The sequence below is a fragment of the Kordiimonas sp. UBA4487 genome, assembly GCF_002389025.1.
GTDB lineage: Bacteria > Pseudomonadota > Alphaproteobacteria > Sphingomonadales > Kordiimonadaceae > Kordiimonas > Kordiimonas lacus.
In genome coordinates this window covers 80,132-91,862 of sequence record NZ_DGNR01000011.1, presented here as the reverse complement: position 1 = coordinate 91,862, position 11,731 = coordinate 80,132, and the positions used below count along the sequence as shown (strand labels likewise).

Here is an 11,731-nt window from a genome sequence, read left to right as displayed (position 1 = left end):
GCTTGCCATGACCCACACCCCTTCCTTTCTGTTTATCATGGACCCGGCTGAGACCCTGAACCTCGAGACCGAAACATCGCTTCTTTTGATGGACGAGCTGATCACGCGCGGCATGGCAGTCTATTGGGCGGAAGTGGATGACCTGATCCTGCGGCAAAACACATTATTGGTGCAGGCGCGCAGGGTAGAGGCCGCCATGCCACTCACCCTGTCGGCCCAGGCTGAAAAGCCTGCAGCAGCTTTCAGCGCTATCGTACCACGCACGGACCCACCGGTGAATGAGGCCTTTTTGCATCTGACCTACCTGTTGGATTTTGCACCCGGGCATGTGCATCAGTTCAACCGGGTCACGGCGCTGAGGGACATGAACGAGAAGCTCTTGCCGCTGGTGTGGCCGGACCTGGTGCCGCCAACCCTGACAACAATGAATACTGCGGCCATAGAGGCCTTTGTGGAAGAGCAGGGTACCGTGGTGCTGAAGCCGTTGGGGGATTGTTCCGGCCGTGGGATCGAGCGCGTCGGCACATCCGGCGACGGGTGGCGGGAAACGGTACGGGCGTTTGTGGGGCACGGTGCAGCAGCACGCACAATCCAGGCCCAGGCTTTCCTGTCCGATGTGGCGGCGGGCGACAAACGGGTGTTTCTGTTAAACGGCGAACCCATCGGCGCTGTCAACCGCGTGCCGCGCGAAGGGGCCTACCTCGCCAACATTCACCAAGGCGCGCGGGTTGAGGCAACGGAGCTGTCCGCGCATGAGCGGGAGGCGGTGGCGCGCATCGCCCCGCTTCTGCGCCGGCGCGGTTTGATGCTGGTAGGTGCGGATTTCATCGGCGGCTATCTGACGGAACTTAATATCACCAGCCCGTCTGCCGTTCGGCAGATCAATGCGGTGATGGGGGCCCGGCTTGAGTGCCAGATTGTTGATGCCATGTTGGCCGCCGTGTCGGACACAGACCCCCAAGGTGTGCCCGACACGTGCCCGGTCCTATGCTGCGCGTAAGGCGTCGCTTGAGAGGCGCTCGAACCCGAAATGCTGAACGCTCGGGCGTCCCTCGAACTGGGCGGCGATGGCATGGCTGTGCCAGTCCTTGCTGCCACTGCTGCTGATCACCACGCGGGCGCGGCTGCCGCTTTTCTCAGTCTCAATCACAGACGGTAGAATGTCGTGTTCGCGCATATAGGTAAGTACCGCGGTAAGATCGCTTGCGCATTCTTCGGTAACAAACGTGTAGCGTACGAACTGGTTCTGGCCTTGTGCCATGACATTTTCCTCTGTCTGAATTGGTCAAAAAAATCGGCCGCAGAAACCGTGCGGCCGAGACAGACTATAGCCCAAGTGCCGCGCGTCATCTTCCCTAATGGTTGATAGATGAGCCAATATATGGGACGTTGTCCCGAATATTCATAATTTTCGGGACGATAAAAATGGAATTTGACAGTATCGACCTCAAGTTGCTGGCTGAACTGCAGCGGGATTGCACACCATCGCTGGCGGAATTGGCGGAGAAGGTCGGGTCTTCAAAGTCGGTGTGCGGGCGGCGGATTCAGCAGCTGGTGGATGCGGGCGTGATCCGGGGCCGCGCGGCGGTGCTGGATCAGGAGAAAGTAGGCCTGGGGATCACCGTTTTTGCCCACGTGAAAATGAAAAAGCACGATAGCCAGTCGCTGGAGAATTTCGCTGACTTCATGTTCCGGTACCCGCAGGTGCTGGAGTGTCACACCATGATGGGAGATTTTGATTTTCTCTTGAAAATCATCGTGCCGTCGGTGGCCGACTATAAAGATTTTTTCTGGGAAAGCCTGTCGAAGGCGCAGGGTGTGCAGGAAGTGAATTCCAGCATCTGCCTGGTGTCCAGTTGTGTGACCACCGAATTGCCGCTGTCGTACCTGTCAGGTGAGTTGGGCCTGTCGGGTGAATTGGGCGGGCAGCCCCGGGCTTAGGGGCCTGCGGAACAGGAGGGGCTGCCCGGCCGGCATGAGGGGAGCTTAACGGACCTCAATGCCGGTTTGATCTTCAATGGCGGCCATCAGGGCCCAGCCGCCGAACGCTTCTGTCACGGCAAACACCACATCATTGTCGCCTTCCGCAAGCGGCAGGAACACGCTGTCAAACAGCCCGATGGTGCCCAGATAGCGATAGTCCCGCGTCTGGTAGGTGTCGTTGCCGTGGGCGAGCGCGTGTCCGTTCAGGAACACTGTCACCCGGTCGCTGAACCCGTATTTCAGGCGAATGGTTTTGGCTTCCTCCGCCGTGATGGTCAACTTGGCAAGCAGCGTGTTCACATCCCGTGTGCGCGCACTGATACGCCCAAGGTTCGCGGCTCCGGTTTCACCAACCGCGAGCGTCTGCCATGTCTGTCCCTCCAGCAGGGCCTTATCCAGCCAGGGCTGGGCTTCTATCTTGTCTGCCGCCACTGCTGTCGTGCCAACGCGGAAGCTTTTGATCAATCCAGCTGGTAATTCGGGAACGGGTGCAGGGGTACCGGTCAGTGTGACGCTATCGTCCTTGGTGACCCGCATATTGCTATAGTAGAAATCGGCGACGAAGCCATTGAGGGTCACCCCGCCCGGCGTACTGCCCAGCATCAGGTTGCCCACATGCAGTACGGGTTTGTCGCTGTCGATAAAGACATCCATCTTGTTGCCCTTGACCACTAGTCGCACTTTGGTCCAGCGGTCGGTGGCATAGCGTGTTGGTGCGCAGTAGCGGGCCCCGTGGAAAATCTGCCAGGCGGAATTACCGTTGAAAATCGGCTGATATTGGTTGGCGTCCGGCATGCCGGAAAGGTGTCCGCGCAGATAGAAATTTTCGCTCATGCCATTGTCGCGGGTGCGGAAGTTTACGCCTGCGAACCCGCGAATGCCGGGCATGGCAATATCAAATTCGATGATACCGTTCTTGAATGATGTGTCCTCAAAGGTCAGCGTGCCGCGGTTCACTTTCACGGCCTCCCGTCCCATGTGGCTGACGATGTTCGCACCCTGGTCGGACAGGGTCCATGTCTGGCCGTTTGATCTATAGTCCTCTGCCATGGTGGCGGACGAGAGCGCACACACGACAATGAGTGTTTTCAGGAATTTCATTGATCCCTCCTTTTTCGGGTCCTCGGCTGTCATTATGGCTTCAGCCTAGGTCCGCATGGCCGCTTAACGCACTTTAAGAAAACCTTAAATCTGACCGGCGGGGGTGGCGCCTGTGCGCTTTCTGCTGGCGGTGGGGGCGCCGCTGTCGCTAAAATGGGCCAAATATAAAAGATGGGATGACAGCAGTGACGGAACATGAGCAATCAAAAATCTTTACCCTTGGGGCGGTGCGATTTGAAGGGGAGGTCAAGACGCTTCATGGGCCCGCGGGCGATGTGAAGCTTGAAGACAAGGTTGCCGAGCTTCTGGAATTCCTGTGCCAGCGTATGGGCGATGTGGTGTCGCGCGAAGACATTCTGGCCACCATCTGGGCAGGGCGAAACCTGAGCGAACAAACCGTGCCGGTGGCCATCAGCAAGCTGAGGAAAGCACTCAGGGATGTGGGCGCAGATGATGATCTGCTTCAGACTGTGCCGAAACGCGGCTACCGGTTGGTGATTGCAGCCAATGAAACCGTGAAAACCGATAGAGTGCCGCGCGAAGCACCAGTGCTGCGCCGCTTCTGGCCCGCTGTTGCGGCTATGGCGGTGGCTCTGTTGGTTGCCTTTTTGTGGCCCCGTGCTACGCCGTTGGTGCCTCCCGCTGATGCAGCCAAGCCGGGCATCATCCTGACGGTGCAGGACATCCGTACGGAATCGGAAGCGCAGGAAGACCGTTCCCGCGTGATTGCGCTCTCTGAACTGGCGTCCTACTTCCTGTCGCAAACATCGGAAGTGCTTGTGATCCGTCACTGGTGGAATGTGGACGCGCCCGACCCCACGGGCGGTATCTTCACTCGTTATGGTGCCGAGACACCGGTGTATCTGATGAAGGGAACTCTCCTTAACGACGGGGAGGGCCAGGTGGTCACGCTGTTCCTGTCCAACCCGAAAACGGACGAAGTCCATTGGTCGGGTGCCTATGACCTGGCGGACGGTAGCGGTGCCTTTTTCATGCAGCTTGGCGCCATGCTACAAACCATGGGGGTTTCACGCGTGAAGGGCCCAAGCCCCGTGGGGCTGGAGGATGACCGCTATTGGGTCGGACGTTATCTGGCGCACCTGTCAACGGCGGGTGCAGCCAGGGGCGCGGAAAAACAGTGGCGGGAGCTGCTGGCCATAGACCCTGACAATTCTACGGCGAAGCGGGCGCTCAAGGCCCTGGCAGCCCGCTGGGATGTGGTTGAGGACCCAGGTGAAGTCAATCTGGACGACAGCATGCCTTCTGACGACTACATGTCGGTCGTCGATAGTGCAGCACTCGCCCTGTTCCGCGATGGCAACCCATCCCACGCTCTGCAACTACTTGAGCAGGCAGAACAAATTGCACCGGGAGACCATTATGTCCTGTCCTTGAAGGCGGAGGCCCTGGCCGCGCAGGGCAACACGGATGCTGCCCTGACGGTCTACCGGAAAGCGCTGCGTCTTGCACCGTTCGCGAAGGCCTATGCCAACCGGATCATCGCGCTTGAAGGCGGGACTGCAGGCTCCGACTAGGCTTTCTTTTTCTTGCCCAGGATGAAGTTGAAATCCCGGCGGTAGAAACGGAAGAACAAGAGGACAATGCCCGAGATCGAGAACAACAGCGCTGACAGCGCCGTGATCATCAGAAGCGGGTTGTTGAAGTCTTCGCGCTCGTCATAGTCCATGATGTGCAGCATCCAGAAAAAGTCAAACAGCCGCCAGCGGTCCGTCCGCCGCCCAACGACACGACCCTCGGTGGGCGAGACATAGATGTTGGTGTTCTCCTCGTCGGCGAAGGTGATCTGCCACACCGGCAGCGGCCCACGATAATCGATCACATGCCGGTCCAGCAGTGTGACTGACGCCATCTCTGCCTCGGGCATGAAATCGGCATCAGCAATGCGGCGCGCCCAGTCTTCCGAAAGCGGCGACAGCGGCGTGCCTGTCACGGCATCACGAAGCTCGCGGCTGCCGTCTTTCAATGTCAAAAGGGCCACGGGCGTGCCCAGCATGTCCCGGTAGGTAAGCTGGGTGACCGGCCCGGTGGCTTTTGCCGCCAGGGCAGGGGCTGTCATCAGCGCGTCGGTCGCGACCGGCAGAGCCACAGGTTCCTGCTCTGCCGCATTGTGCCGGCCGCGTATTTCATTCAGCGGTATCCAAGACATCACCACGCCGCCCGCTGTCCAGGCGATCAGCTGGAGCCCCAGTACCAGTGCCACCCATTTGTGGGTCTGTGCGAAAAACTTATGCCACTTCTGTTTGGTCATTTTCTTACCCTGAGCCTTCTGGCTTCCTGTTGTTATTTGTCGGCCCAATGCACCAGCGTGATCTGCCAGGCGCCGTCAGTTTTCTTCATCACCAGCATCTCGCGAGACGCGAAATCGTAGTCCTTGCCCTTGTAGGTACCTTTCATGGTGGAGAAGGTCACCACCCATGCAAGATCACCGTCGGTGGTGGCCTTGCGGTCCAGCACCGTGCGGGTCATGTGCGGAATGAAAGTCATGTCTGACTTCATGTGGCCGCCCATATAGTCGGCGCGGCTTGTTTGCGCGTGGCCGCCCTCGAGGATCATTACCTCAGACGCCAGCAGCCTCTCAACCGCAGCTTCGTCTGCCGTTTCAATGGCCTTGTGGAAGGCGTCGGCCACCTCTTCGGGGCTTGTCTGTGCCTTGGCGGGCAGGGCGATCATCAGGGCAAGGCCCATCATGCCAACAAGTGTGCGTTTCATGGTATTCATATCTATTCCTCCCTTTTCCCGTGTTTGCGCTGTTCTAACAGAAAGAAAGCCGCCGGGATAACGATAAGTGTCAACATCAAGGCTGTGACCATGCCGCCCACCATGGGGGCAGCGATACGCCGCATCACTTCAGACCCGGTTCCTGTGCCGTACATGATGGGCACCAGACCGACGATCACCGTGATGGTGGTCATCATGATGGGCCTCAGGCGTTTGAGCGCGCCTTCGATGATCACGCTCGTGAGATTGGTGTCCGGCTTCGGGTGGGCATCGTTTTCCTCAATGGCTTTATGCAGGAACACCAGCATCACCACAGCGGTCTCAACCGCCACGCCCGCCAGCGCAATCAGCCCCACGGCCACGGCGATCGACAGGTCATAGCCCAGCATATGCATGAACCAGAAGCTGCCGGTCAGTGCGAGCGGCAGGCTGACCAGCACCAGCGCCACATCCGTCAGGCGCCTGAACAGAAGGAACAGGATGATGATGATCAGCGCTAGCGTCACCGGCACGATCATCTTCAAGCGTTCCTTGGCGCGTTCCATATATTCGAACTGGCCGGACCAGCCGAGGGTATAGCCAGCTGGCAGCTTGCCTTCGCGCTCAAGCGCTGCTTGTGCGCGCGGCACATAGGTGCCCACATCCACGCCTTCGATGTCCACGAACACCCAGCCGCCGGGGCGGGCATTTTCACTGCGGATCATGCCGGGCCCGTCGGTGATGCGGATATCCGCCAACACCTTCAGTGGCACCTGGGCGCCGGTTGGAGTGACCACCGGCAGGGCCTTGAGGGCCTCAGGGCTGTCGCGCACATCGCGCGGGAAGCGGAGGTTGATGGGGTAGCGCTCCAGCCCTTCCACTGTCTGGCCCACATTGGCACCACCGATGGCGGACCGGACCACATCCTGCACGGCCGCGACAGTCATGCCGTAGCGGGCCGCGTCCGCACGCTTGACGTCCACTTCGACATAACGGCCGCCGACCACCCGTTCGGCGTACACAGACGCTGTCCCCGGCACGTCCTTCAGGATGCGCTCAATATCCGTGCCGATGGTGGAGATGGTCTCAAGGTCAGGGCCCTGGATCTTGATGCCGATGGGCGTCTTGATGCCGGTTGCCAGCATGTCGATACGGCCTTTGATGGGCATGACCCAGGCGTTTGTCAGCCCTGGAACCTGCACCACGGAGTTCAGTTCCGCCTTGATCAGGTCAATGGTCATGCCTTCGCGCCACTCTTCGCGTGGTTTCAGTTGCACGGTGGTTTCAATCATCGTAAGTGGCGCGGGGTCGGTGGCCGTGAGCGCACGGCCTGCCTTGCCGTAGGCGGTTTTTACCTCAGGCACCGTCATGATCATCTTGTTGGTCTGTTGCACCAGCTCGCGCGCCTTGCCAACCGACACGCCGGGGAAGGCGGACGGCATATAAAGGAAATCGCCTTCATTCAGGTCCGGCATGAACTCGCTGCCGAGCTTCGTGAGCGGCAGGATGCCGGAAATGGTGATGGCGAGCGCCGCCAGGATCGCCACCTTCGGGAACTTCAGCGCCCCCTTCAGCACTGGGCGGTACGCGGCGGCCAGCCAACGGTTCAAGGGGTTCTTGTGCTCGGGCGTGATCTTGCCGCGGATCAGGTATCCCATCAGCACCGGCACCAGCGTGACCGACAGGATCGCCGCGGCCGCCATGGAATAGGTCTTGGTGAAGGCCAGCGGGCCAAACAGGCGCCCTTCCTGGGCCTCAAGCGCGAACACCGGCACGAAGCTGACGGTAATGATCAGCAGCGAGAAAAAGAGCGCCGGGCCCATTTCCACACAGACTTCCGTGACAATGCGCCAGCGGTTCTCGTCCGTAAGCTCCTCATCCTCAACGCGTCGGTGCAGGCCCTCGATCATCACAATGGCCGCGTCCACCATGGCGCCGATGGCAATGGCGATGCCGCCCAGTGACATGATGTTGGCGTTGATGCCCTGTGCCTTCATCACGATGAAAGCCATCAGGATGCCAAGTGGCAGGGACAAGAGGATCACAAGCGATGAGCGGAAATGCAGAAGGAAGACGGCGCAGGTCAGGATCACCACGATCATCTCTTCGGTCAGCTTGCCCTTGAGGTTTTCGACCGCGCGTTCAATCAGGCCGGACCGGTCATAGGTGGTCACAACCTCAACACCTTCAGGCAGACCTGCCTGCAAGGACGCCAGCTTTTCCTTCACGGCATGGATGGTGTTATAGGCATTTTCGCCCGAGCGGATGATCACCACGCCGCCCACGGCCTCGCCTTCGCCGTTCAACTCCCCGACCGCGCGGCGCATCTGTGGCCCGATCGAGATGGTCGCGACATCCGCGAGCATCACCGGCGTGCCGCTTTCAAGCCGGCCGACGGGGATCGCCTTCAGGTCGTCGACGGATGAGACATAGCCCTTGGCGCGGATCATATATTCGGCTTCAGCCAGTTCGATCACCGAACCGCCCACTTCGCCATTCCCCATCTGGATGGCGGTGCGGACTTCCGCGAGCGTCAGACCAAAGGTGCGCAATTTGAGCGGGTCAAGCACCACCTGATATTGGCGTACCATGCCGCCGATGGTGGCCACTTCCGCCACACCGGACACGCTCTGCAGTTCGAATTTCAGGAACCAGTTCTGCAGGCTGGTGAGGTCCGCCAGGTCATGCTTACCGCTGCGGTCGATCAGCGCGTACTGGTATATCCAACCCACGCCCGTGGCGTCGGGGCCCAGTTCCGGGCGCACGCCGTCCGGCAGTTGGCCGGCGACCTGATTGAGGTACTCCAGCACGCGTGACCGCGCCCAATAGAGGTCTGTGCCGTCCTCGAACAACACATAGACGTAGCTGTCGCCAAAGAAGGAGAAGCCGCGCACGGTGGTGGCCTTCGGTACCGCCATCAGGGCTGTGGTCAGCGGGTAGGTGACCTGGTCTTCCACCACCTTCGGGGCCTGCCCGGGGAACTGGGTTTTGACGATCACCTGCACGTCCGACAGGTCTGGGATGGCGTCAAGCGGCGTCTGCTTGAGCGTGACAACGCCCCAGGCAAGCGCGATGAGCGCCAGAAGCACCACCAGCACCCGGTGCTGGATAGAGGCGCGGATCAGGGCTGTAATCATCAATGACCTCCCATCACATGGATGGTGGTGACGACATAGCGTCCCTCAGGTGTTTTGGTGACCTCAAAATGAATTTCCTGGCCTTCTTCAAGGCCGTCCATGTCCACATCGTCGGCGACCGGGAAATTCATGGTCATGCCCATCATGCCGAAGGCGTCGATCGGGCCGTGGCTGATGTTCAGCGTCCGGTCGTCCATCATCACTTCATTGATGGTGCCGGATGTGAAGCCGGACTGGGCTTCCGGTTCTTCCATATCCATATCGCCCATATCCATGCTGTCTTCGGCTTCTGCCTGGGCGGCCATGCGCATGCTGGCGCCCTGGAAGCTGCTTTCTGCATCCAGCATGAATTGGCCGGCGGTGACAACGCGTTCTCCAGCACGCAAGCCAGATAGCACCTGCACGCGGTTGCCAACGGTTTCCCCCACTGTCACTTCAGCGGGGCGGAACTTGCCGTCGCCCTCATCCAGCATCACATGGTTGCTGCTCCCCAGTTGGATCAGCGCTGTGGCGGGCACCACAAGGGCATCCTCGATCATCGGGCGGCCAATGCGCGTGCGCATATACATGCCGGGGCGCAGGCGTCCGTCAGCATTATCCAGCAGGATCCGTACCGGGTTGGTCCGGGTGACCTTATTCAGGTCCGGATAGATATGGTCGACTGTGCTTTCAAACAGCGTGTCGCCTGTGGCGTCCGATGTGGCAGTGGCCTTGGCACCGATGTGCACTTCTGTCATGTCGGCTTCGAACACGTCGGCGATCAGCCACACATTGTCCAGGTTGGTAACCTGCATCGCTGGCTTGCCCGCGGTGATGCGCGCTGCGTCGCTGATATTGAGCATGGTGATGGTGCCGTCCATCGGCGCGCGCACGGTGATGGTTTGCAGTGGTTTGCTGCGGCCTTCAAGTGTGCTGATCTGCGCGTCCGTGAGGCCAAGGCCCACCAGGCGTTCGCGGGCAGACGCCACAAGGGCGGCACGCCCGGAAGCACGGGCCTGCAGATATTCGCTTTGCGCGGTGACCAGCTCAGGCGAATAGACGTCAAACAGTTTGTCACCTTTCTTCACCCGTTCGCCTTCGGCGCGGACATGCAGCTTTTCCACCCAGCCGTCTGCCCGCACATGAACGTGCGCTGTGGCTTTTTCGTCATAGGTGATTTTGCCGACAGTATCGATCACCGGCATCAGCATGGTGCGTTCCACCGCAGCGGTTTTAACGCCGATGTTGTTGACGATGCGCGGGTCGATTTCAGCACCGGCATAACCCTTGGTGCCACCAGAGCCTTCCTCATACACGGGGACAAGGTCCATCCCCATGGGGGATTTGCCGGGGCCGTCCCGCCTGTAGGATGGGTCCATCGGCGCAACCCAATAGAGGGGCTTTTTCTCAGCGCCTGTGTCGCCGCCGCCGGTGGTCATTGCGCCACCCGCCAGCATATATCCGCCGGCGAGGCCAAGGGCTGCGGTTGCAGCAGCAATCAAAACGGTCTTGTTCATTGGTCGTCTCCGGTCAGGAAAGTGAGGCCCGCGTGGGCGATGCCCAAATCGCGGTGCAGCATGGCAAGGCGAAGGCGGCTGTCCACCAGCGCGATTTCAGCACGGATCAATTCGGAAAAGTCTACGTCACCGGCGCCGTAGGCGTTGCGGGTGGCGGTCACGACGCTGTCGGCCTGCGGCAGGATAGCGGTCTCAAACCGGTCGATACGGCCTTCAAGGTGGCGAATGTCGGCGATCAGGCTGCGCGCCTCGCGCTCAAGGTTCAGCTTCAGGGCTTCTTTCGATAGCGACTGGCTTTGTTTTTCCGCCTTGGCGGCCCTTAGGGCCGGGTCCTGGCGGCTGCTTGTCCAGAATGGCAGGTCGAAGGTGACCATGGCTGAGGCGAAATCGGACCGGCCGCCATAGCGTTGGCCGTAGCCCACTTCAACGCCCCAGGCCGGCTTGTAGGCTTCATGAGCCAGCGCCACCTTGTTGCCAGCAACCTTCTCGCGGGCGGTCGCTGCCTGCAACAGCGGATGGGCATCAAGCGCTGTGTCCAGCCCTGCCGCGACTTCGGCTGCGGTTGCAAGTACCGGTGTGTCCGCAGGGGGGCGCAAGGCTTCCGCGCGGCCAATATAGCGCGCCAGCATCTCAACCGCCTGGGCATGGGCCTGCAGGGTTGATGCGACGCGGTCTTCCACCAGCGCGGCCTCAAGTTCTGTGCGGTAAATCTTCTGGATCGCAGCCTTGCCGGCAGCGGCAAAATTGCCTTCCTGCGCGGACCGAAGTTCGCCCAGAAGGGCGGAAAGACCCTGCAGTTCCTCTTGCGCCACATGGCTGTAGCGGGCCTTGTGCCAGGCGATGGTGACGTCGCGGATGATGGCGCGGGTGCGCTCAAGGGCGAAGGCGCTGTTTTCATCGGCCATAAACATGCGCTGTTCAGCTTGAAGGCTGCGGGTGTCGCCGCGCGGGAACATTTGCCGGACACCCAGGTGAAGCTGGGTCATGGGCTCGCGGTTCAGGTCGAAATCATCCACCGGCAGGTTGCGCACGCTGACACTGGCCGATGGGTCCGGCAGGGCGCCGGCGGCTGTGGCGGCTTCCAGATTGGCGCTCTTGCGCGTCAGGAAGCTTTCGACCGACGGGTCGGGTGTCGCTGTGGCAATCCGGATGGCTTCCTCAAGACTGAGGGGGCTCTGGTCCGCACTGGCCATCGTGCTGGCTGCACAAAGGCCGATGATTAGGGAAAATTTCTTCAACATTTTTATCACCTGATAGGTGGGCCGCACCTGGCGTCCCGCAGCAAAAAGATACACG

At 60.3% G+C, this 11,731-nt stretch carries 10 protein-coding genes; 3 read left to right on the top strand and 7 right to left on the bottom strand.

Annotated features, from left to right (window positions below; all coding sequences use genetic code 11):
• Positions 1-7 precede the first annotated feature (7 nt).
• On the top strand, positions 8-1,000 hold the full coding sequence (locus B3Z17_RS05920; RefSeq protein ID WP_286828966.1) for a hypothetical protein: 993 nt from the start codon (positions 8-10) through the stop codon (positions 998-1,000).
• Here B3Z17_RS05920 and B3Z17_RS05915 read toward each other — a convergent pair.
• Complete coding sequence (locus B3Z17_RS05915) at positions 986-1,261, bottom strand: hypothetical protein (protein WP_068308054.1); 276 nt, start codon at positions 1,259-1,261, stop codon at positions 986-988. The two genes, B3Z17_RS05920 and B3Z17_RS05915, sit on opposite strands and share 15 nt — an antisense overlap.
• A 164-nt stretch (positions 1,262-1,425) precedes the next feature.
• Here B3Z17_RS05915 and B3Z17_RS05910 point away from each other — a divergent pair, with 164 nt between their 5' ends.
• The gene (locus B3Z17_RS05910; RefSeq protein WP_068308051.1) at positions 1,426-1,941 is read left to right on the top strand and encodes an Lrp/AsnC family transcriptional regulator; all 516 of its coding nucleotides are present in this window, start codon (positions 1,426-1,428) and stop codon (positions 1,939-1,941) included.
• Positions 1,942-1,986: 45 nt separating this feature from the next.
• On the opposite strand, the gene B3Z17_RS05905 is transcribed toward B3Z17_RS05910, so the two are convergent.
• Complete coding sequence (locus B3Z17_RS05905) at positions 1,987-3,084, bottom strand: hypothetical protein (RefSeq protein WP_286828965.1); 1,098 nt, start codon at positions 3,082-3,084, stop codon at positions 1,987-1,989.
• A gap of 176 nt (positions 3,085-3,260) precedes the next feature.
• Between B3Z17_RS05905 and B3Z17_RS05900 the strand changes: the two genes are divergently transcribed.
• Entirely contained in the window at positions 3,261-4,619 is a 1,359-nt protein-coding gene (locus B3Z17_RS05900; protein ID WP_286828964.1) for a winged helix-turn-helix domain-containing protein, read from the top strand.
• On the opposite strand, the gene B3Z17_RS05895 is transcribed toward B3Z17_RS05900, so the two are convergent.
• From B3Z17_RS05895 to B3Z17_RS05875, 5 genes are read right to left on the bottom strand one after another with little or no spacing between them, the layout of a single operon-like run.
• Positions 4,616-5,353, bottom strand: coding sequence for a PepSY domain-containing protein (locus tag B3Z17_RS05895; RefSeq protein ID WP_286828963.1), 738 nt, complete (start codon positions 5,351-5,353; stop codon positions 4,616-4,618). The genes B3Z17_RS05900 and B3Z17_RS05895 overlap by 4 nt on opposite strands.
• Positions 5,354-5,385: 32 nt before the next feature.
• On the bottom strand, positions 5,386-5,823 hold the full coding sequence (locus tag B3Z17_RS05890) for a YybH family protein (RefSeq protein WP_286828962.1): 438 nt from the start codon (positions 5,821-5,823) through the stop codon (positions 5,386-5,388).
• 2 nt (positions 5,824-5,825) lie between these two features.
• Positions 5,826-8,939, bottom strand: coding sequence for an efflux RND transporter permease subunit (locus tag B3Z17_RS05885; protein ID WP_286828961.1), 3,114 nt, complete (start codon positions 8,937-8,939; stop codon positions 5,826-5,828).
• On the bottom strand, positions 8,939-10,435 hold the full coding sequence (locus B3Z17_RS05880) for an efflux RND transporter periplasmic adaptor subunit (protein ID WP_286828960.1): 1,497 nt from the start codon (positions 10,433-10,435) through the stop codon (positions 8,939-8,941). Before B3Z17_RS05880 ends, B3Z17_RS05885 begins: the two co-directional genes overlap by 1 nt.
• Positions 10,432-11,676: a TolC family protein gene (locus B3Z17_RS05875; protein WP_286828959.1), complete on the bottom strand. Its 1,245-nt coding sequence runs from the start codon at positions 11,674-11,676 to the stop codon at positions 10,432-10,434. The genes B3Z17_RS05880 and B3Z17_RS05875 overlap by 4 nt, the downstream gene beginning before the upstream one ends.
• Positions 11,677-11,731 lie beyond the last annotated feature (55 nt).